At 40.5% G+C, this 21,887-nt stretch carries 17 protein-coding genes and 1 other RNA gene; 12 read left to right on the plus strand and 6 right to left on the minus strand.

The annotated features are described in order from the left end of the window. Positions 1 to 3 precede the first annotated feature (3 nt). From CD33_RS09585 to eno, 4 genes are all read left to right on the plus strand, one after another. Positions 4 to 1,185 (plus strand): phosphoglycerate kinase, encoded by a 1,182-nt coding sequence (locus CD33_RS09585; protein ID WP_176400096.1) that lies wholly within the window; start codon positions 4 to 6, stop codon positions 1,183 to 1,185. Between the two features lie 12 nt (positions 1,186 to 1,197). Beyond that, the gene (gene tpiA, locus CD33_RS09590) at positions 1,198 to 1,953 is read left to right on the plus strand and encodes a triose-phosphate isomerase (RefSeq protein WP_036200390.1); all 756 of its coding nucleotides are present in this window, start codon (positions 1,198 to 1,200) and stop codon (positions 1,951 to 1,953) included. 81 nt (positions 1,954 to 2,034) lie between these two features. Further along, positions 2,035 to 3,570, plus strand: coding sequence for a 2,3-bisphosphoglycerate-independent phosphoglycerate mutase (gene gpmI, locus CD33_RS09595; protein ID WP_036200391.1), 1,536 nt, complete (start codon positions 2,035 to 2,037; stop codon positions 3,568 to 3,570). 52 nt (positions 3,571 to 3,622) lie between these two features. After that, on the plus strand, positions 3,623 to 4,915 hold the full coding sequence (gene eno / locus CD33_RS09600; RefSeq protein ID WP_036200392.1) for a phosphopyruvate hydratase: 1,293 nt from the start codon (positions 3,623 to 3,625) through the stop codon (positions 4,913 to 4,915). A gap of 92 nt (positions 4,916 to 5,007) precedes the next feature. On the opposite strand, the gene CD33_RS09605 is transcribed toward eno, so the two are convergent. Beyond that, a complete protein-coding gene (locus CD33_RS09605) occupies positions 5,008 to 5,574 on the minus strand; it encodes a DUF6434 domain-containing protein (RefSeq protein WP_036200393.1) in 567 nt (188 codons plus the stop codon). A gap of 162 nt (positions 5,575 to 5,736) precedes the next feature. Here CD33_RS09605 and CD33_RS09610 point away from each other — a divergent pair, with 162 nt between their 5' ends. Continuing rightward, positions 5,737 to 6,654, plus strand: a complete 918-nt coding sequence (locus tag CD33_RS09610) for a DMT family transporter (RefSeq protein WP_052130157.1) — start codon at positions 5,737 to 5,739, stop codon at positions 6,652 to 6,654. Between the two features lie 128 nt (positions 6,655 to 6,782). On the opposite strand, the gene CD33_RS09615 is transcribed toward CD33_RS09610, so the two are convergent. Then, positions 6,783 to 8,420, minus strand: a complete 1,638-nt coding sequence (locus CD33_RS09615) for an alkaline phosphatase (RefSeq protein WP_036200394.1) — start codon at positions 8,418 to 8,420, stop codon at positions 6,783 to 6,785. 214 nt (positions 8,421 to 8,634) lie between these two features. Continuing rightward, complete coding sequence (locus CD33_RS09620) at positions 8,635 to 9,612, minus strand: bile acid:sodium symporter family protein (RefSeq protein WP_036200395.1); 978 nt, start codon at positions 9,610 to 9,612, stop codon at positions 8,635 to 8,637. 431 nt (positions 9,613 to 10,043) lie between these two features. Here CD33_RS09620 and secG point away from each other — a divergent pair, with 431 nt between their 5' ends. The 5 genes from secG (at position 10,044) to ssrA (ending at position 15,038) form a co-directional block, all read left to right on the plus strand. Then, a complete protein-coding gene (gene secG / locus CD33_RS09625; RefSeq protein WP_036200396.1) occupies positions 10,044 to 10,271 on the plus strand; it encodes a preprotein translocase subunit SecG in 228 nt (75 codons plus the stop codon). Between the two features lie 288 nt (positions 10,272 to 10,559). Next, positions 10,560 to 11,309 carry an alpha/beta hydrolase gene (locus tag CD33_RS09630; RefSeq protein ID WP_036200397.1) on the plus strand — a complete coding sequence of 250 codons (750 nt, stop codon included), beginning with the start codon at positions 10,560 to 10,562 and terminating at the stop codon, positions 11,307 to 11,309. 43 nt (positions 11,310 to 11,352) lie between these two features. Continuing rightward, a complete protein-coding gene (gene rnr, locus CD33_RS09635) occupies positions 11,353 to 13,749 on the plus strand; it encodes a ribonuclease R (protein ID WP_036200398.1) in 2,397 nt (798 codons plus the stop codon). A gap of 190 nt (positions 13,750 to 13,939) precedes the next feature. Beyond that, entirely contained in the window at positions 13,940 to 14,407 is a 468-nt protein-coding gene (gene smpB, locus CD33_RS09640; protein WP_036200399.1) for an SsrA-binding protein SmpB, read from the plus strand. A gap of 275 nt (positions 14,408 to 14,682) precedes the next feature. Beyond that, positions 14,683 to 15,038: a transfer-messenger RNA gene (ssrA, locus tag CD33_RS19850) on the plus strand. Between the two features lie 137 nt (positions 15,039 to 15,175). Here ssrA and CD33_RS09645 read toward each other — a convergent pair. Beyond that, positions 15,176 to 16,339, minus strand: coding sequence for a site-specific integrase (locus CD33_RS09645; protein WP_036200400.1), 1,164 nt, complete (start codon positions 16,337 to 16,339; stop codon positions 15,176 to 15,178). Positions 16,340 to 16,445: 106 nt separating this feature from the next. Next, positions 16,446 to 16,706: a helix-turn-helix domain-containing protein gene (locus tag CD33_RS09650; protein WP_036200401.1), complete on the minus strand. Its 261-nt coding sequence runs from the start codon at positions 16,704 to 16,706 to the stop codon at positions 16,446 to 16,448. Positions 16,707 to 17,637: 931 nt separating this feature from the next. On the opposite strand from CD33_RS09650, the gene CD33_RS09655 reads away from it, so the two are divergent. Continuing rightward, on the plus strand, positions 17,638 to 20,565 hold the full coding sequence (locus CD33_RS09655; RefSeq protein ID WP_036200402.1) for a hypothetical protein: 2,928 nt from the start codon (positions 17,638 to 17,640) through the stop codon (positions 20,563 to 20,565). A 250-nt stretch (positions 20,566 to 20,815) separates the two neighbouring features. Here CD33_RS09655 and CD33_RS09660 read toward each other — a convergent pair whose 3' ends face one another. Continuing rightward, on the minus strand, positions 20,816 to 21,157 hold the full coding sequence (locus tag CD33_RS09660; protein ID WP_036200403.1) for a helix-turn-helix domain-containing protein: 342 nt from the start codon (positions 21,155 to 21,157) through the stop codon (positions 20,816 to 20,818). Between the two features lie 152 nt (positions 21,158 to 21,309). Between CD33_RS09660 and CD33_RS09665 the strand changes: the two genes are divergently transcribed. Continuing rightward, entirely contained in the window at positions 21,310 to 21,660 is a 351-nt protein-coding gene (locus CD33_RS09665; protein ID WP_036200404.1) for a hypothetical protein, read from the plus strand. The last annotated feature ends 227 nt before the right edge of the window (positions 21,661 to 21,887 follow it).

The following is a 21,887-nucleotide window of genomic DNA, read 5'->3' on the forward strand; positions in this document are numbered from 1 at the left end:
ATGATTTTAAAGAAGACGATGAATGACGTAGAAGTAAAAGGAAAACGAGTTTTTGTAAGAGTAGATTTCAATGTGCCGATGGAAAATGGCGAAATTACGGATGATACGCGAATTCGAGCAGCAATCCCGACGATCAAGCAATTGGTGGACTCGGGGGCAAAAGTAATCCTTGCCTCTCATTTAGGGCGCCCGAAAGGCGAAGTAAATGAAGTGATGCGTTTAACGGCAGTAGGCAAGCACCTCTCCGAACTAATCGGTCAGTCGGTGATCAAACTGGATGAATCCATTGGCGACAATGTGGAAAATACGGTTGCCCAGATGCAAGAAGGCGACATCGTTTTATTGGAAAATGTACGTTTCCATAAAGGGGAAGAGAAAAACGACGAAGAATTATCGAAATCTTTCGCGAAATTGGCTGATCTTTATGTAAATGATGCATTCGGAGCAGCGCACCGAGCACATGCATCTACTGAAGGAATTGCAAAACATATTCCGGCGGTTTCCGGCCTGTTGATGGAAAAAGAACTAGAGGTTTTAGGGAAAGCACTATCTGAACCGGAAAGACCATTTACAGCGATCATTGGTGGAGCAAAAGTGAAGGATAAAATCGGTGTTATCGAAAACCTTCTCGATAAAGTGGACCACTTGATCATCGGCGGGGGATTATCCTATACATTTGTCAAAGCACAAGGCCATTCAATCGGAAAATCGTTATTGGAAGAAGACAAAATTGAGTTGGCAAAGAGTTTCATCGATTTAGCGGAGCAAAAAGGCGTACAGCTGCATATGCCGATCGATGCGGTCGTAGCAAGTGAATTCTCAAAAGATGCCGATACGAAAGTTGTAGGAATCGAAGAAATCCCCGAGGAGTGGATGGGGCTCGATATCGGTCCGAAAACAGCCGAGCATTACGCATCCATTATTAAAGAATCGAAACTAATCATCTGGAATGGTCCAATGGGTGTATTTGAAATGGACAAATTCGCAAACGGTACGAAAACGGTGGCTTCCGCGATGGCGGAAACGAAAGGCTATACGATCATCGGCGGTGGAGATTCTGCGGCAGCTGTCGAGAAATTTGAAGTGGCAAGCCAAATGGATCACATCTCCACAGGCGGAGGGGCATCTCTTGAACTGATGGAAGGCAAGGAACTTCCGGGTATTGTTGCCCTAAACGATAAATAAGGAGGCATTTTCATGCGTAAACCAATCATTGCTGGAAACTGGAAAATGTTTAAAACATTTGATGAGGCAGTTGAATTTACAGAATCCGTACGCGAAAAAGTCCCATCAGAAGAAAAAGTGGATGCAGTCATCTGTGCCCCAGCGATCTTCCTACCGACATTAGTCGATATTGCGATGGAAACTGATTTGGCTATTGGTGCCCAAAATATGCATTACGAAAATGAAGGCGCCTTTACAGGTGAAATCAGCCCATCACAACTTGCTTCTATTAATGTGGATTATGTGATTTTGGGCCACTCGGAGCGTCGCGAATATTTCAACGAAACAGACGAAGCTGTCAATAAAAAAGTAAGAGCCGCATTGGCCAATGGCATCGTTCCGATCATCTGCTGTGGTGAAACGCTTGAAGAACGCGAAGCGCAGAAAACGGAAGAAAAGGTTTCTTCCCAAATAACGGCCGCACTGGAAGGATTCACACCGGAAGAAGTAAATCATATGGTCATTGCCTACGAACCAATCTGGGCGATCGGTACAGGAAAAACAGCAACGGCTGATGATGCGAATGCCGTGTGCGGCAAAATTCGTGAAGTGGTAGAAGGGCTTTACGGGAAAGAAACAGCAGAAAGTATCCGTATTCAATATGGCGGCAGCGTCAAACCGGAAAATATCGAGGAATTACTTTTAAAAGAGCATATTGATGGAGCTCTTGTCGGTGGCGCAAGCCTTGACCAAGAATCTTACCTGGCTTTATTAAATAAAGCGCAGTAACTACGGGGACACTCCCGTCTTTTGGCATTAGAATTTCCGCCGATTCGAGAGCGGAGTAAAAGTATTGGAGGCGTGAAACAAATGCCTAAACAACCTGTTGCATTAATTATTTTGGATGGCTTTGCCTTCCGCGATGAAATATTTGGGAATGCGGTAGCTCAAAGCAAGAAACCGAATTTTGACCGTTATTGGGCACAGTTCCCCCACTCCACATTGACTGCCAGTGGGGAAGCGGTCGGCTTGCCTGATGGTCAAATGGGGAATTCCGAAGTGGGCCACTTAAACATCGGTGCCGGCAGAATCGTTTACCAAAGTTTGACGCGTATTCATAAAGCGATTCGGGATGGCGATTTTCACAAAAATGAACAGTTTTTGGCCGCTGTGGAGCATGCAAAAGCAAATAATTCAAAGCTGCATTTAATGGGTTTATTATCCGATGGCGGCGTTCATAGTCACTATGAACATCTTTTTGCCCTACTTCGATTAGCGAAGGCGAATGGCCTGGATGAAGTCTATGTGCATGGCTTCTTGGATGGCCGTGATGTAGGTCCGACAACGGCAGTCGGGTATATCGAAGAGACAGAAAAACAAATGAACGACATTGGGGTAGGAAAGTTTGCTTCCATACACGGCCGTTATTATGCAATGGACCGTGATAAACGCTGGGAGCGTGTCCAACTGTCCTACAATGCATTGGTGGATGGCATTGGGCAAACGGCGGCATCCGCCAAAATCGGAGTCGAATCTTCTTATGAAAGAGATGCGACGGATGAGTTCGTCATTCCGTTTGTCATCACGGAAGAAGGGCGGCCTGTAGCCACAATCGATACAAATGATGCGGTCATCTTCTTTAACTTCCGGCCGGATCGTGCTATCCAGCTTTCTACTGTATTTACGAATGATCAATTTATCGGCTTTAAGCTATCTGAAAAGCATCCTACAAATTTAAAATTTGTTACCTTCACACATTACAGTGGGGATGTAAATGCGGATGTAGCATTTGAAACAGTCGACTTGGTGAATACTGTCGGTGAAGTCATTTCAAGAAGCGGGTTAACACAGCTGCGGATTGCCGAAACGGAAAAATATCCACATGTAACTTTCTTTATGAGTGGCGGGCGTGAAGAGAAGTTTCCGGGTGAGGAGCGAATTTTAATCGCTTCACCGAAAGTTGCTACATATGATCTCAAACCCGAAATGAGTGCTTACGAAGTGACGGATGCATTAGTAGCTGAAATCGAGGCAGATAGATTTGATGCCATTATTTTAAATTTTGCCAACCCAGATATGGTGGGTCATAGCGGATTGCTTGAACCAACAATCAAGGCCATCGAAACGGTGGATGAATGTTTGGGAAGAATTGTTGATACCATTCTTGCCAAAGGTGGATCGGCAATCATTACAGCGGATCATGGGAACTCTGATGAGGTCATTACGTTGGAAGGTCAACCGATGACCGCCCATACAACAAACCCTGTCCCTGTCATTGTGACGAAGCCGGATATTCATTTGAGGGATGGAGGGATCTTGGCAGATCTTGCCCCGACTATGCTGAAATTGCTCAATGTAAAACAGCCACAGGAAATGACAGGTACACCGCTATTTGACAACGAATAGTGAGTGCACTTGATAAAAGTATAAAAAAATTGAAAAATAAAGGAGATTTATTATGCCATTTATTACACAAGTTTATGCTCGCGAAGTATTAGATTCACGTGGAAATCCAACAGTTGAGGTAGAAGTATTTACTGAGTCAGGCGCTTTTGGCCGTGCAATTGTACCATCAGGCGCATCAACAGGTGAGTACGAAGCGGTGGAATTACGTGATGGCGACAAATCTCGCTATCTTGGCAAAGGTGTATTAAACGCAGTGGAAAACGTGAATACAATTATTGCCGAAGAATTGGAAGGCAATTATTCCGTTCTGGATCAAGTCGTAATCGATAAAGCTCTAATTGAATTGGATGGCACGGAAAACAAAGGGAAGTTAGGGGCCAACGCGATTCTTGGTGTTTCCTTGGCTGTTGCACACGCAGCAGCGGACTACCTTGACATCCCATTATATCAATACCTTGGCGGCGTTAATGCAAAACAACTGCCGGTTCCAATGATGAACATTTTAAATGGTGGTGCACACGCGGATAACAACGTGGACATCCAGGAATTCATGGTAATGCCTGTAGGGGCTGAGTCTTTCCGTCATGCACTGCGCATCGGTGCTGAAATCTTCCATAACTTAAAAGCGGTGTTAAAAGAAAAAGGATACAACACGGCTGTAGGTGACGAAGGCGGATTTGCTCCTAACCTTGGTTCAAACGAAGAAGCGATTACAGTCATCTTGGAAGCAATCGAAAAAGCTGGCTACAAAGCGGGTGAAGAAGTGCAGCTTGCAATGGACGTGGCGTCTTCGGAACTATTCAATAAAGAAGATGGCAAATACCATTTGGATGGTGAAGGTGTTGTCAAAACATCCGAAGAGATGGTTGATTGGTATGAAGAGCTGACTTCGAAATACCCGATCATCTCCATTGAAGATGGGCTTGATGAAAACGACTGGGCAGGCCACAAGTTACTGACGGAACGTATCGGTAACCGAGTTCAACTTGTGGGGGATGATTTATTTGTGACAAATACAAACAAACTCTCTCAAGGGATCGAGCAAGGTGTGGGGAACTCAATCCTTATTAAAGTTAACCAAATCGGTACATTAACTGAAACATTCGATGCCATCGAAATGGCAAAACGTGCAGGATACACGGCTGTCATTTCCCATCGTTCTGGTGAATCGGAGGATGCGACGATCGCAGATATCGCTGTAGCAACAAATGCAGGCCAAATTAAAACAGGCGCACCATCCCGTACAGACCGCGTGGCGAAATACAATCAATTACTTCGCATCGAAGACCAACTAGCACAAACGAGCCAATACCTTGGTTTAAAAACATTCTATAACTTACGTTAAGATGGAACTGTCATTGACCACCTGATTCAAGTTGAATCGGGTGGTTTTTTACTTTGGGAGCGTCGATTTCAGCGGTGGACGGATAGTGGCATCTATAGGCTAGGTTTATACTTGTTGCTGCCGGGAAGTTTCTTCACCTCATTCCAGGCTTCTATTGCCTCTTCACGGCTTTTTGAATGGTTATTGGGGTCTGCAAAAAAATCGCGGATAAACTGATTGTATTCAAATTGAGGAGCGATGTTTTTCTTATAAGAGGGGTCTTTCAACCGCTCTGCTTCCTCATACCAAGCATCTACCACATCACGATAAGTTTTGCCGACATTGTTTTTGAAGTAGTTTTGGATATAAGTAGAAAAATGGAACTTCGGGATCATTGTCTTGAAAAAAGCTCTAACATCCTGACTGCAACGATGGTTTTCCGATATGACGGTATCCAGACTTAATTCTCGATGTTCCACCTTCTTGCTTGTTGCTGGTCTTCTGGAAGGTTTTACGATTTCTCCCGTTTCCAGAAACGTTTTGATCCGTGCGGAGATTTCAATTTTGGAGCCTGAGGCGCTTAACCCATTTTCCCTGCAAAACGATTGAAGTTCTTCTTTTAGCCAATAGAAATCGTTGAAACTTTGGATAGAAATTTCTTTGGTCAGTTTAGGTCTCATTCACAACACTTCCTTTATAGCTATCTGATTCCATTTTAGAACAAACGTTCTGTATAATCAATAGCCCAAAAATAAATAATGAAATAATTTCCAAGTCAAGTATAATGGGGTATGTATAAAAAATGTAGAGTTTTCCTATTAACTTCTAGGGGAGGGAACAGTTTGCTGAAAGTATATGGAGTGATGATTTTAACGATGTTCTTATGGGGGATAAATGTATCCCTTTTAAAATTGCTTGTCTTGCATATTCCGCCTCTTGTTATGCAAGGGGTCCGCATTTTCCTTGCTGGCATCACATTGTTCCTGATCTTACTCGTGATGAGGAAAAAAATAGTTTACAAAGAAATGCCGTGGAAATTTGTGCTGCTGGCTTCTCTGTTGGGGGTCATTGCACATCATTCTTTGCTGGCTACGGGAATACAAGAAACTTCTGCTGTAAAGGCGTCTCTTATTTTAGGATTGGCACCACTATTTACTGCAATCATTGCGGTGGCTACGAGAGCAACTTCGCTTACGAAGCTAAGGTTCACAGGATTTGTTGTCGGCTTTTTGGGGATTGTCATAGCAGTTGTGGATGATGTGTCCGCCGTGACCGCTTTTGTTTTGGGGGACGTCTATGTGCTGGCATCCATTATCGTTCAAGCCTTTAGCTTTTTCATCATCCGCCGGGTCACATTGACGATCCCTCCTCTTGTGGTGACGGCTTATATGTTGACAATTGGGTCAATGGTGATGATTTTGTACAGTCTAATCATCTCACCAACATCGTTCACAGCCTTCACACATTTGAATGGGAAACTATGGGCGGTATTGTTATTCTCGGCAATTTTCGCAACCGCTGTTGGACATAGCCTATTCAACTCGATGATTAAAAAAATCGGGACCGCCGAAACGGCGATTTTCAATAATTTAAGTACGATCTTTGCTTTAATCGGTGCAGTGGTCATCTTAAATGAGCAAATGCATCTTTCGCAAATTTTTGGCTGTATGATGATCATTATCGGTGTGTTGATCGGGACCGGTGGTGTGGAAGATTGGATAAGGAAGAGGAAGCAGAAAGTAGCCGAAAGCTTTACTTAATAGGGGAAAAACGCTTGAGACTAATAGTACCCTCAAGCGTTTTTTATATTTACTAATCGAATCAATCGGCTTCGAACGAAAAAGCCCCATAGTTGTCAAGTGTACTGACAATTATGAGGCAATCCAAATTATTGTTTGGCAAAGTTCAGCATTTCTTCAGAGATAAAGAATTTTTCGTCATTGTAGACGGCAACAGAATCAAATTGGCGAGTGTTGCCATTTGAATCGCCATTTTGGATTGTTACGGTATTTCTATTTTCCGGGATGATGATTGTGCGGTCATTATTTTTTGCTACAAACACCGGGTTATTCTCGTTTGTTGTATCGATTTGAGTCGTAAAGCCTAATTTTTCGAATTCAGCTTTAGCATCGACAAACAGCGTTTGTGTTAAATTATCTAAATTGAAGCCCATTGCTCCAGCCATCGTAAGAGCTAAATCTGTATTGTCCACCAATCCTGTTGGACGAGAAGGGCCGAATGAATATAGGAAAACATCATCGCCAGTATGTCCGCCTGTCGTAAAACCAATATTCGCACGTGTGGACAATAACTTCACCAGTGTTGTACCTACGTCTTCACTCGTTTGCAACGCTTGTAATTCGTCGGCAGTTAAATCTTTCAATCCATAGCTTGCTGCAACTTCGGCTAGGTTCGATTTATCTTCTTTCAGTAAACTTAAAGCCCCTTCAACAGTCATTGTCGCTTCTTTCAATGGATCGATATAAGCAGAAACCGGTGTCGTGTCGTAAGTGGAATCAGTGTTTGTGTTACCGATTGTAATCCCGCTGTTGCCGTGGTCTGTAACAGCTATTACTAATGTTTCCCCGTCTTTTTCAGCAAACTCCAGCGCTTCTGCCACAGCTTCATCAAACTCCAAGAAGTCGGTAACCATTCCGATAGGGTCATTGGCATGTGCCGCCCAGTCGATTTTACTTCCTTCCACCATCAAGAAGAATCCATCCTGATCTTTGCTTAAAGTATCAATCGCCTTGCCAGTCATTTCAGCTAAAGAAGGCTGTTCCGGATTTGTTTTTTCCCGGTCCAGTTCATAAGCCAAAGCTTTCGGTGCGAAGCTTCCCCAGATTTTATTCGAATCGGATGATAACAATTCATCGCGTGTTGTTACGTAATCATATTCTTTTTCTTCAATAACAGTTAGCAGGTCGTCGCCGTCTTTACGCGATTTGTTCAGTGGGTCGCTCCCGCCGCCAAGGACGACATCGATATTTTGGAACACTTGTTGTTCAGCGATATCATCATAATTCGAACGGCTCTTCACATGGGATGAAAATGCAGCCGGTGTAGCGTGCTGGATTTCTGAAGTGGAAACAATCCCTGTAGCCCGTCCAGATTTTTTTGCACCTTCCAATACGTTTGCAACAGGTTTGAATGCATCTTCTTGCGCGACTGCTTCAACCCCCGGAGTCGTAACAAGGGAAGGGAGCACGCCTACATAGCCGCTATTTGATTTATTTCCAGTCGCAAGGGCAGTACCAGCAGGGGCGGAGTCCGTGATAGCGGATTCAGCTGAATATGTACGGACAGCACCTGTCAAAATATTATCCAAAGCCAAACTCTCGCCTTTATACCAACGGGCAATCGTACTAACATTATCGCTGCTTCCATCCATCACCAACATGATGACATTTTTTGCACTCGTTTTGTTTTCAGTTTCTTCTGCACTTACTGGTGCAACACTAAGAGAAGATATTGCAGCTGCACCAACTAAAGCTGCTGATAACCATTTTTTTTGTAAACCGGGCATGACCAGTCCTCCTAATAGAATAGTATTTTCAGTTTTAATTCTATTAGTTAGTTATTTAGTTAGAGTTTAGAGATTGTAAAGTATTGTGAAGAATTGTAAATTCATGTAACAAATTGTGAAATATGGGTAGATTGAAAGGATGGGGATAGCGGTGAATTCAATAAAGGACCACCATGGAAGTATTCTTCAATACTTTCGAGGTGGTCCACGGTCATTATGCTTCTACAACTTCCGGAATTTCTGGTTGTTCTTCGTTTTTATTTTTCCGGGAAGCTCTTGAACTCCAGTAAGTTGCCAAAATCGGCCCGGAGATATTATGCCAGAAGCTGAAGATGGCACTAGGCACTGCGGCTACAGGATCGAAATGCGCCATCGCCAAATTTGCGCCCAACCCGGAGTTTTGCATGCCGACTTCAATGGAAACGGCTTTTTTATCTTCGTAGTTAAGCTTGAATAGTTTGCCAATCAAATATCCAAATAAATAACCTAAACCGTTGTGCAAAATAACAACTGCAAAAATTGTCAGCCCTGTTTCCAAAATGCGGTCACGACTTCCGCTTACAACCGCTGCAACAATCAACACAATGGCGATTACCGATACTGTCGGCAGGATGGCAACCCCTTTGTCAACAACAGGCTTGAAGACAAACTGTGCAACAATCCCCAAAATGATTGGAACCAATACTACTTGGACAACGGACATAAACATTGCAGAGAATGAAACCGGCAACCACTCGCTGGCTAATAAATAGATAAGTGCAGGTGTCATAATCGGTGCCAGCAACGTAGTAATGGAAGTAATGGTTACAGATAATGCTGTATTGCCTTTAGCCAAGAAAGTCATTACATTGGACGAAGTACCGCCCGGACAGCAGCCTACAAGAATAACGCCGACAGCAACCTCAGGTGGCAATGCGAAAGCCTTGGCCAAGATAAAGGCAAGGGTCGGCATCACCACGAATTGTGAAACAACCCCAATCGCAACTCCTTTTGGCTGTTGCAAGATCAATTTGAAGTCATTTAATTTGATGGTCATCCCCATACCGAACATGACAATTCCGAGTAATGGCGTAATATAGTTCCCTAACCATGTAAAGTTTTCAGGTATCCATATAGCAAGTCCGGCGGCGACCAAAACCCAAAGCGCGAACGTATCACCGGCGAATTTCCCGATTCTTTGTAAAGTATTCATACTGATGTAACCCCTTTTCAATTGTTTGTTTATCATTCTATGATAAAGTTTTTAGAATTACAATAAAATTCAGAAAAGTTAGTTTATTTTGCTTAAAAAGAGAATAAACGACTATTAGAATAGAAGAAAGGGAGAGTTTAGCAAAACTGGAAGCGTTCCATTAAAGAGGGAATGGCTCCATTTTTCTAAAAAAGTACCGTGTGAAAAGTTAACTTGAGGGAGATATTTAATAGAAGGAAGTATCCGATTGTCAATCATTTTGTCGTTGAATATTGTATTAACAGGCTATTTTTGCTATACTGTACCTTGTTGACCTATAAGTAAGTGACTAACGGACTTATAGATATAAATGCAATGAAGGCTTATCACCCAAAAAAGCTTGGCGATAAGTCAAGTTTTCTAATGAAATTTCTATTTCAGGAGGTGGAGTTATGCATACTTTGTTATTAACATTACTTATTATCGTAAGCCTTGCATTAATCGTGATCGTTTTATTACAATCCGGTAAAAGTGCGGGATTATCAGGTGCCATCTCAGGTGGAGCTGAACAACTTTTCGGTAAACAAAAAGCAAGAGGCATGGATTTGGTCTTACATAGAATAACAATCGTTCTTGCAGTTTTATTCTTTATTTTAACTTTAGCAATCGTAAAAATATAACGAATAGTGATTCATAAAGAATGCAACGCCTAACCGAGCATGGTTAGGCGTTTTAATTTCATTTCAGAACCTACCAAACTTATGTAGGCGAGGGGAATTTTGGTTGAAATGCCAATTCGCGAGGTCATGAGGCAAAATCTGCGAATCATCCACCCGAAATCGCAAATAACCGCTCAAAAACTCTTCCTAATAAAAATTATAAGAGCACAAACAACAAGCGGCCTGTGTTTTAATTTATAATAAATGGAGAAAATACTGTATATAGAAGAAACTTTTGGAGGGCCAACTATGCGTAATACCGAAATCAAACCATTTTTCTTTCAGGCAGGGAAACGTGCCGTCCTGCTATTGCACGGATTTACAGGGAGTTCTTCGGATGTGAGGATGCTTGGGCGCTTTTTGGAAAAGCAAGGCTATACATGTCATGCCCCACACTACAAAGGGCATGGTGTTCCTCCTGAGGAACTTATCGGAACGTCCCCTGATGAATGGTGGGAAGACGCGCAGAAGGGCTACGCAACGTTAAAAGAAGCCGGCTACGATGAAATTGCCGTCGTGGGCTTATCGTTGGGCGGCGTATTTTCATTAAAGCTAAGTTTAATGCAGCCTGTAAAGGGAATCGTTACGATGTGCTCGCCCATGTCCATGAAAACAACCGACAAGATGTTCCAAGGCGTCCTGAAATTTGCGAAGGACTATAAACGTTTTGAAGGAAAATCGGAGCCGATGATCGAACAAGAAGTAGAGGCAATTCGGGAAAAAGGAATGCCTTCCTTGCCGCAATTGCAGCAGCTCATCACCGACGTTCGACAGGAGCTCGATATGGTCTATGCGCCGATTCTCGTCATACAATCCAAAAATGATGAAATTATTGACCCGCATTCTGCTCATATTATTTATGAAGATGTGGAATCCTTAAATAAACAAATCAAGTGGTTCGAGCATTCCGGACATGTCATCACGCTCGATAAAGAAAAACAACAAGTGCACGAAACGGTGTATGATTTTTTGCAATCACTCGATTGGGAAAATGAATAATGCCGAGAGATAGTTTTAGTATTGCAAAAAGGAGGGAAAATATATGACACAAAAAAATGAATTGCAACTGCGTATATTAGATTTAATGAAACAAGACGACTACAAGCCACTGAAGGTGGATGAAATAGAAGAAATCCTCGAACTGGAAGACGCAGAGGAATTTAAGGAATTAATCAAGACCCTTGTCCGCATGGAAGACGAAGGATCGGTTGTCCGTTCGCGTGCCAACCGCTATGGACTGCCGGAACGAATGAACCTGCTTCGAGGGAAATTCATCGGCCATGCAAAAGGATTTGGCTTCGTAACGCCTGAAGAAGAGGGCATGGATGATATTTTTATCCCGCCTCACGAAATCAACGGAGCATTGAATGGAGACATCGTGCTTATCCGTGTATTAAAAGAGACGTCGGGCGATCGACGGGAAGGTACTGTCACAAAGGTTATTGAACGCAGCCAAACGACTTTTGTCGGTACATACCAAGCGAACAGAGGCTTTGGATTTGTTGTAACGGATGATAAAAAATTAAATATGGATATTTTCGTGACAAAGGAAGATTCCCTTGGAGCGGTGGACGGGCACAAAGTTGTCGTGGAAGTAACCAACTGGCCGGATGAAATCAAATCCGCAACAGGGATGATCACGAAAATTCTCGGACACAAAAATGATCCGGGTGTCGATATTTTATCGATCATTTACAAGCACGGTATCCCACCTGAGTTTCCGCAAGCAGTGGTGGATGCAGCCGGGGATGTGCCGGAAGAAATTACGGAAGCTGACTTGGTCGGGCGCCGTGATTTGCGTGACCAGATGATCGTCACAATCGACGGCGCCGATGCGAAAGACTTGGATGACGCCGTAACGGTAACGAAAAATGAAGATGGTACGTACAAGCTGGGTGTTCACATTGCCGATGTCAGCTACTACGTAACGGAAGGTTCAATCATCGATGAGGAAGCTTACGATCGAGCAACAAGTGTCTATTTAACGGACCGAGTGATTCCGATGATCCCACACCGCCTATCGAACGGGATTTGTTCATTAAATCCGCAAGTGGACCGTTTAACGCTATCTTGTGAAATGACCATCGACCAAAACGGACGAGTGGTCGAGCATGAAATCTTCCAAAGTGTCATTAAAACCGTGGAACGTATGACGTACACGGATGTTTATAAAATCCTGGAAGAGGATGATGAAGAGTTACTGAAGCGCTATGAAAAGCTTGTACCGATGTTCAAGGACATGGCGGACTTAGCGGAAATCCTGAGAACGAAACGGATGGAACGCGGTGCGATTGACTTTGACTTCAAAGAATCGAAGGTGTTGGTCGATGAAGACGGCTGGCCACAAGATATCATCCTTCGGGAACGCACGGTTTCCGAGCGTTTAATCGAGGAATTCATGCTGGCAGCCAATGAAACAGTGGCAGAGCATTTCCACTGGATGAACGTGCCATTCATTTACCGTATCCACGAAGACCCAAAACCGGAGAAACTGCAACGCTTCTTCGAGTTTGTGACGAACTTCGGGTTAGTGGTGAAAGGTTCAGGAAACTCAGTGCATCCAAAAGCATTGCAGGAAATTATTAAAGCCATCGAAGGAATGCCGGAAGAACCGGTCATCTCGACAATGCTGCTACGTTCGATGCAACAAGCGAAGTACTACCCGGAATCCATCGGTCACTTTGGATTATCAACGGATTACTATACGCACTTTACATCACCGATCCGACGTTATCCGGATTTGATCGTCCACCGATTGATCCGTACTTATTTAATCGAAGGCGATGTATCGAAAGACACGACATTCAAATGGGCGCAGCGAATGGATGAAATCGCCGATCATACATCTGAACGTGAACGCCGTGCAGTCGATGCCGAGCGTGATACAGATGCACTGAAAAAAGCGCAATATATGTCCGACAAAATCGGCGAAGAGTTCGAGGGAATGGTTTCTTCCGTTACGAACTTCGGGATATTCGTGGAGCTGCCAAATACCATTGAAGGACTTGTCCACATCAGCAATATGACGGACGATTATTACCGTTTCGATGACCGCCAAATGATCATGGTCGGGGAGCACACGGGCCGTATCTTCCGTATTGGTGATGAGGTGAAGGTTCGCGTCGCAAATGTTACAATAGAAGAGTCCTCTGTTGACTTCGAAGTGGTCGATATGGTGAAATCATATGGTGGCCGCACACGCAAAAGCGCACCGAAAGTCATCCATGCCGGTTCAGGTAGACGATCTGAAGGCGAAGGCAAAGAAGGTCGTGGTGGACGCCGCGTAAAAGACGGCGATGATAAAGGCAAAGGCGGGCGCCGTGGAGAATCCGGTGGTTCAGGTGGCTCAAGCTCTGGCGGACGCAAAGTAAAACAAAAACAAAGATTTTACGAAGGCGTCGCAAAGAAAAACAAAAAGAAAAAATCGAAAAAACGATAATGAAATACACCCAAGTGTGAGGAACTTCGCACTTGGGGTGTTCTATTGAATGATAGGAAAATATGAAACTTCTTATCATTAAAGTTGTCTAATTGCACCGTCCAGCCTCCCTCAAGCTTGCCTTGGGAATTCTAAAAAGCTTGGGGCGAAGCAGGGCGGTTTCGCTTTTAGAAAATGTGAGGTGTCGCTTGTGGCAAAAGGAACAGGAAAAGTTTTAGCGCAAAACAAAAAAGCAAACCATGATTACTTCATCGAAGAAACGATTGAAGCCGGAATGGTCTTGCAAGGAACAGAAATCAAATCAATCCGGGCGGGGAAGGTCCAACTGAAGGACTCTTTCGTCCAAATCCGCAACAACCAGGCATGGATTTCCAACATGCACATCAGCCCTTATGATCAAGGCAACCGCTTCAACCATGATCCATTACGTGTCAGAAAATTGCTGTTGCATAAAAAGCAAATCAGCGAACTGCTCGGCCGTACAAAACAAGAAGGCTACACAATCGTACCACTAAAAATGTACATCAAAGACGGCTATGCAAAGCTATTGATTGGCGTAGGGAAGGGTAAGAAAAACTACGACAAGCGTGATGATTTGAAGAAGAAGGAAGCAAAAAGGGAAATGGAAAGAGTGTTTAAAGCCAAGAACCAATACTGATGGAAATCTTATGTACTTGTGAGTGGAAGCAAACCATGAGACGGAACGTGCGTTCAAGGCGAAGAATCAGGTTTAATCAATGTTTATCAAACAATTCCGCGGGTAAAAAGATAGTAGATTCCCTTTTGGCACATTTCGGATAGATAGGAAGAATCAGATGTGTTGCCGTTTATCAGAAATTGTTTTATACTAAGTATACAAGTTGCCAGTAGCTAAAGGCTAAAGATTCATCGCCTTTAATGCCGTATGTGTGAAAACACATCTCTCTTATATAGGGGGACGTTACGGATTCGACAGGGATGGTTCAAGCTTGAGCTGCGCGTCGGAGGTCTCGGCTCCGTCATCAACGGAAGTTATATAATAACTGGCAAACAACAAAATTTAGCTTTCGCAGCGTAAGCTCGTAAGCGCTCTGCCTATCCATCGCCCATGTGGATAACGTAGGGCCCAACTTTAGTGGGATACGGTTGGTGGTGCCGCTTGAGTCACCAACAAGAGATTTCCAAGCTAGCGATCTGGACGCCTGTGTGCCGGCATAAAGACTCGCGAATCGCAAATAGGCAGACTACACGCGTAGACGCTTAAGTATTGGAGTTTCTGGACGCGGGTTCGACTCCCGCCGTCTCCATAATACGAAATCTTTGGATTTCAAACAGTGTCAAAACCCTTGAAAATCAAGGGTTTTTTATTTTGCATTATTTCATATAGATTCAATGAATATCAATCGAACGTAGTCAAAAACGTAGTCAAAATGTATTCAATGATTTATTATTCAAGAAAAGAAACAAACTTTTGGATTACACCTTCTTGAGCTTTTTTCGAAACGTGCGTATAAATATCCATTGTTGTTTTCACATCGGTATGACCAAGACGATCCTGTACTTCTTTAATTGATGCTCCAGCTTCAAATAGAAGTGAACAGTGTGTATGCCTTAGTCCGTGGGGTGTAATTTTCTTTAACGAATGCTTCTTTATTACACTATACATCCATTTTTCGACTTGACCGAGTTGAATGAGTTCGTTTTTTGAGTTACTAAAGATTAGTTGGTTTGGTTTCATCGTATTGTGACCCAAGACCAGATATTCTTGTTTTTGTATTCTCTTCCACTCTTTTAAGATTGCAATTGTGTCTTCATCAACTTTTATTGTACGAGGTGAGCCAGTTTTCGTTGGTTTTAAATATAGCCTACCCCTTTCGCCCCTACCGATTGCTTTTGAAATTGAAAGCTCATTTTCTTTTATGTTGAAATCATTCCATGTAAGGGCTAATGCTTCACTTTTTCGCATACCAGTAAATGCTAGTAAACGTAAGAGAGCAAATGATTTATAGTGTAGAGATAATTGGCAGCATTTCAAGAAATCAATCAATTGCTCACGATTATAAAAGTTTTCATCTTTATCTTCCGCTTCAATCAATTTCTTTGTTTTGATTCTTGTTTCGACATGAGTAAATGGATTTGTTTGAAGATAACCACGCTTTATTCCAAAATCTAAAACTAAAGCTGCATATGATTTAATCGTTCTAGCCTTTGAAAGCTTTGAAGCCCATTCATCAAAATGTTTTTGACAAATATCTATTTTAATTTTGTCGATTTTATAGCTGCCCATTGAAGGAAGAATGTGATTTTTAAAATAACCACGTGTTTTTACAAATGTACTTTCTTCAACAGTTTTCTCATACTGTACAATCCATAAATCGTATAATTCTTGATAAGTTTCGGCACGTTCTTGATGATACGTACCATTGGCAACATCTAATCTTATACGAGCCAACGCTAACTTTGCTTCGTTTCTTGTTTTAAAGCCACGTTTAGTTGTACGCATTTGATTGCCAGTTAACGGATCAACACCTAAATACACTTGGAACTTGTATCTTTTCTCGCCATTTTTGAGCGTATAATCTTTAATTGAGGATGCTTTTTTCTTTGCCATGATAATTCCTCCTGAATCAGTTGCGGGGGCAATTGATTAAAGAGAGGATTTACCTCTAGTGACATTATAAATGAAACTAAAAGAAAATCCTCATAAATTATATCATTTAGAAACTATGACGTTCTAAAAAGCTATCAATTTCTTTACGTGACACCCGTTTCACACCATCTACTTCGCAAACCTTCAATCCCATCACACGAAACTTTATAAACGTGTTATATGAGACACCAGCGTACTTTGCTCCGTCCTTAAGTGACATCCACCCACTTTCAATAAACTGATGATGAACGGCTTGTAATGCTTTGTTAATGGTATTTACAATTAGCTTCTCAATCTCTGCATTACGATTAGTAATATCTACATTCATATGTATTTCTCCTTTACTATTCATTTTCAATTCCCCGCAACTATTAAATTGCCTTACGTAACTTTTATACGAGGGATGAAAAGAAGAGTTAAATAAGAAATGAAATTAAAACATATATATAATTTTAGTAGTGATTAATTGGTGAGTATGTGTTAGACCTATGGAAGAAGTTTAAATTGAACTATGAGGAAGGAAGCAGCACTAATTAACAAAGGCCCCATTATAAACAGAAATGCACTCAAATAGTAAATACTATTAATTTAATAAAAATAGCAGTTCTTTTTAAAGTCTTTTAGTTACCCCCCCTATACCTACAGGGAAAGGCTTTTCAGTTATGTTTTGTGGGGGGCTCATAATATCGCTGGGAAATTTTTTCTGAAGGGTGTTGCGGAGGTTACTTTACAAGAATCTCAATAAAAGATTAGAAAAATAATTACTCGGAATAGATAGAAGTAAGCAGTACAAATAATATCCAGTATGTTAAACCTTCACCATAATTATCGGTTGGGTAAGTATAAGATGACAATATACATATTTTGTAACCCGCGCATTCTTTTCACTAAAATCTTTTAAGTAATGATCGAATAAATACATAGGAACAGTTGTTAACAGTCTATTTGTTAGTAACTGTTTTTTTATTTTTAACTTTATTATCGTTTAATTATTTTCTTGGGAAATGGATTGTTTTAAAAAAATATTTAACTCCTCTAAATAGTTTGCGTATATGTCCTGTGTGGAGGTTGAAAAGAGTTAAAGCAGACTACAAACACTATGAAAAGAAATTTAGTGGGTACTTTTAACAATTTTTGAAAAAGTAATTCTACTTTACAGCTTTTTCAACCTTACATCAAATCAAACAGAAGTTATAAAAGGGGACATTCTCTTATTATATATATAGGCAAATGTCCTCTTTTAAGAGGGGGAAATGAAAATGAAACAACTACTTGATGTAATAGACTATTTAATGGGTGAATCGGATGAGTTTCCTATTCAGTCGTATATTGATGATAAAGAAATGCCACCAGAGGAAAAAGCAAAACTTCCAAGTTCCTTAAAACCTGTACTAAAAAGAGGGAATATCCGTAATGAGTTATCAGATTTTTTAAAACTGTGTGAGAAACAGAGACGTTCATGTTGTTTTTACATGAACGGAGCGATGAGTAGGAAGAATATCAAAAGAATACGTTTCTTTTTTGTTGATATTGATAGTGAAGGAGGGACTAAGGAAGAGCAGATTAAAAGAATATTATCTGCTCCTCTCCAACCTACACTTGTTTACCGTGGACGGGCTGGACATAAGTTGCTTTATGAAGTTAAAGAAGCATTCTGGGATGTTTCTAGTGATGAAAAGCTAGAAAAATCGGTTATTCGATTTAAAAATGTACAACAACAATTGATTGAGTTTTTTGGAGGGGACCCAAGACGGAGTTCTCCTAATGATTGTTTTCGATTGCCGTTAACAAATAACTATAAAGATTACAGTGAGAAGGGGGAAGTAAGCAAAGAAGAAATCGTACTATGGAATCGTGACAATGTATATACGCAGGAGGAGCTAGCTAAGGCTTTTCCCGCTGCCCAGAAGAAATTTAAAATGAGCGGGTCGTTGTCATTTGATAGTCAATCAAAAGAAGTTCAAGAAGTACTTGAATGCTTTATCGATTATTTAGATGCAGAAGGGTTAACAGGTTCAGTAAAAGCAGATAGAGTATCATTTAGATGCCCTATTCATAATGATAGTAATCCTTCTGGATATTTATTTTATGATAAGCTAATTTGCCATTGTTCTAGTGCTGACAATTGCATTATTGGAAACGGTAAACCTTTAAGTTGGATAGCAAAGGAAAAAGGTTGGTCAGATCTCGAAGTATTGTGTAAAAGATTAGAAGCAAAACCAGCTGAAAAATATGAAAATATCTCACTAGATGATATGCGATCTACTGAATTGGTACCATTAAAGCAAACTAAAGCAATTGTAAAGGGTCATGTAAAAGGAATTTTATCTGAAGTGTTACAAACATTGGCAAGTAAACAATTACTCGTTGATAAAACTACTCTAAATATCTATGCGAATATTATCCATGAGTTATCCTTGCAAACTAATGATATTACTGTAGCTCCACTAGAACCTGGCGGGGGGAAGAGCACAAGCATGATAACTTATTTAAAGTATATGTTAACTCATGCAGTAGCAGAATCAGGCACAGTGATTGTAGTTGAAAGAATAGAAACAGCTAAAAATTTATTTGAGCAATTAGGTGAGTTTACAATTTTTGTAGACATAGATGGCAAAGCTATTGATGTTCCCTTTTATAAGCTACATGCGGCAGCTTATGTAATGGAAAGTGCCTATACTTATAAAGACTGTAAGCAGAAGTTAGATAAGTATCAATACGGCATATGTAGAACATGTCCTTTTAAGGAAGACTGCAAGATTTATAAGAAACATCAAGAGCAAAAAAACTATCCAATTGTCATTATGACTCATACTAGATTGAAGATGGAAGCGGATGGTCTAAATAAATACAGAGAATGGCGTTGTGAAGATGGAAATATGTATGAGCGCAAACTTATAATAATTGATGAAAAGCCTCCTATTGTTGAAGTTACGACTGTACATAATGCAAATTTTGATGAATTTTTGTTTGATGTACGTAGTATGCAGCAAGACATAGGGACAAAGGAGGTGACGGAGACAAATCATTTAATGAAAAGGTTGAGGGAGCAATTAACAGAAACTGATGGAAATGAATTATTACCGATAAACCCCAGCTTTACATTCACCTATAGTGATACATGGTACAAAAAGTATACAGGTGAGAATGTAAATCTATTAAAAGATTTTGAATTTGTCATTCAAAATGGTGGGCGAATCAGTCGCAATCAACAAGGAAATTTAAGCATAGTAACAAATAGGACTATACAATATGATTTTTCAGAGTACCATGTAGTAATACTGGATGGCACAGCTAAATTTGATATGGAGTATCGAGCGTTACAAAGTCATAGAATGTTGGATATACCACCTATTAAATCATATGAAAACCTTTCATTTTTTGTAGACTATACTATGTCATCAAGTAAATCAAATCTAATGAAAGACCTTAAAATTTCAACTGATTTGGCTCGGAATATTAGCATCATTTCAACGAATGAAACTGTTTTAGTACTATGTTTTAAACGTTTCGTGGATCGATTTAAAAGCTTATTAAACCGTGAAATAAAAGAAGGACGAGTATTTATTAATCACTTTGGAAACGTAAAAGGGTCTAACGAATACTCTCAATGCACAACCTTAGTATTAGTAGGTACCATCCATAAATCAGATCCATTTTATATTAATAAACATGAAGCGATTTGTGGGGAGGGGTCAGATACTAAAGCGATAACAATAAAGCATGTACGCCGCTTTGAAGATCTTAGTATTGAGACGATAAAATTGAATGACCAAGTAGTCGATACAATTCAAGATATAATGCGAATCAGTATTCGTAATAATGGAACTAAGGCATATGCTAAAGTTTATATGTTAACAAAAGATGTTGCGTTTACAAATCTCCTTCAAGATTATTTTATTGGTTGTAAATTAAATGATTGGAATATGTCTGGTACCTATCCAGAATGGTATGAAAAATTAAATGAATACTTAGGTGCTTTAAAACAAGGAGAAATAATTAGAAAAGCAACTTTTAGAGAAGTGTTACATTTAGATGGGGAGGCGGGGAGAAAACAACTACAGCGCTACATCCATGATGCATTATTTCACAAGTTATTAAGTCTACATAGTATAGCTGTAGTGAATAACCGAACATATAAAAAAGTAGACAGTTCTGAAGTAGAACGTCATCATGCAGTGATTTAAAAGAGAAAGCATGTACGCCTAAAACTATAATAGGTTGTGCATGCTTTTATATTGTAGAAAATGAAGTAGAAATCTACTATACTTCCGTAGATATCTACTGTAATTTTATCGTCAAAAACAATAAATTTTTAATGTAAATAACCTAGTGTCATTCTCTCGATGGCAAGAAACATAGAGGTGTGGTGCGTTATGGAAAATCGTAATTGCACTGATACACAACTGTAGTGTCCCCCACGGTAACAATTAATGGTTATTCATTGTCCTTCCATGCCAACAATGATTCTATGATATCCAAAACCGCGCATTGATCCTTTTTTGATCGATCCTCTAGCAGTGATATAATCTTCTCCAATTCGAAGCTAAAAACTTTCGGACGATCGGGGTTATCTTCAAACAGTTCAGCTAATGAAATATCAAGAGCTGTACAAATTTTGACAAAGCTTTCAATTGTAGCATTCTTTTCCCCACGTTCGAGTTGTCCAATATATGTGCTATGCAACGAAGCACGAAATGCTAGTTCTTCTTGGCTTAGACCACGCTCTTTTCGAAAGTTACGAATCCTCTCCCCTATTACTGTTACTAAATCTGTCATTAAATCACCTCACCATTAGGATTGATGAGAAAATGGTTTATGACCATATACTAATGGTATGTATTTTATTATGGGAAAATATATACTATTGATATTTTTGAAGGTGGAAGTTAGTATATATATAATCAAGTAACTAGATAGGGGTGTATTAGGTGGATCTAGATTATCAAATGATGACAGAGTTAACAGCAATAGAATTAAATTTAGAAGAGTTAAAAGTAGGATATAAGAAAAAGTATTTTCGTAAAGATTTAATAAAAGCCTGGAGCTTCAAATGTCACCGCTGTGATAAAAAGGTATCTAGCAATGAAGCAGATGAGTATTTTAATGTTTATGTTTCTTGGATAGAAGGATTGGGAACACGATTCTGTTCAAAAGATTGTTCAGATATTTTTTACAATGAACTATTAAATGAATTGTTGGCGAGACGTGACCAGCTAATCAAACATAGAGAATTATTAGGAAAGTTTTATAGCGAAGCTGAACAAAAGTTTTTGAGATAAGTCTTAAATCTGTTTATAGAAGACCTGGTATAAAATTTGAGCTATCAGATTAGCGCTACGCTCAAATTCAAGGGTAAGAATAAAATATATAATCGAACGAAGGAGGAAGTTGTATGCCTTGGTGTTTAAACACTTTAAAAGTGACTGGAAAGGGACGAGCTGAGATTTCGAGTTTAATGATGTATTTTGCAAGAGAAAAGTGCAGAGAATTGCAACGAAAAATACAG

This window comes from Ureibacillus sinduriensis BLB-1 = JCM 15800 (genome assembly GCF_000772955.1).
GTDB classification, from domain to species: domain Bacteria; phylum Bacillota; class Bacilli; order Bacillales_A; family Planococcaceae; genus Ureibacillus; species Ureibacillus sinduriensis.

What these genes read in the sequence shown, in the direction of transcription:
- gpmI (WP_036200391.1), top strand. Translation starts at nt 2,035, where the DNA reads ATGCCTAAACAACCTGTTGCATTAATTATTTTGGATGGCTTTGCCTTC.
- CD33_RS09605 (WP_036200393.1), bottom strand. Translation starts at nt 5,574, where the DNA reads ATGAGACCTAAACTGACCAAAGAAATTTCTATCCAAAGTTTCAACGAT.
- secG (WP_036200396.1), top strand. Translation starts at nt 10,044, where the DNA reads ATGCATACTTTGTTATTAACATTACTTATTATCGTAAGCCTTGCATTA.
- CD33_RS09630 (WP_036200397.1), top strand. Translation starts at nt 10,560, where the DNA reads ATGCGTAATACCGAAATCAAACCATTTTTCTTTCAGGCAGGGAAACGT.
- eno (WP_036200392.1), top strand. Translation starts at nt 3,623, where the DNA reads ATGCCATTTATTACACAAGTTTATGCTCGCGAAGTATTAGATTCACGT.
- CD33_RS09650 (WP_036200401.1), bottom strand. Translation starts at nt 16,706, where the DNA reads ATGAATGTAGATATTACTAATCGTAATGCAGAGATTGAGAAGCTAATT.
- CD33_RS09645 (WP_036200400.1), bottom strand. Translation starts at nt 16,339, where the DNA reads ATGGCAAAGAAAAAAGCATCCTCAATTAAAGATTATACGCTCAAAAAT.
- CD33_RS09615 (WP_036200394.1), bottom strand. Translation starts at nt 8,420, where the DNA reads ATGCCCGGTTTACAAAAAAAATGGTTATCAGCAGCTTTAGTTGGTGCA.
- tpiA (WP_036200390.1), top strand. Translation starts at nt 1,198, where the DNA reads ATGCGTAAACCAATCATTGCTGGAAACTGGAAAATGTTTAAAACATTT.
- CD33_RS09655 (WP_036200402.1), top strand. Translation starts at nt 17,638, where the DNA reads ATGAAACAACTACTTGATGTAATAGACTATTTAATGGGTGAATCGGAT.
- CD33_RS09660 (WP_036200403.1), bottom strand. Translation starts at nt 21,157, where the DNA reads ATGACAGATTTAGTAACAGTAATAGGGGAGAGGATTCGTAACTTTCGA.
- rnr (WP_036200398.1), top strand. Translation starts at nt 11,353, where the DNA reads ATGACACAAAAAAATGAATTGCAACTGCGTATATTAGATTTAATGAAA.
- CD33_RS09620 (WP_036200395.1), bottom strand. Translation starts at nt 9,612, where the DNA reads ATGAATACTTTACAAAGAATCGGGAAATTCGCCGGTGATACGTTCGCG.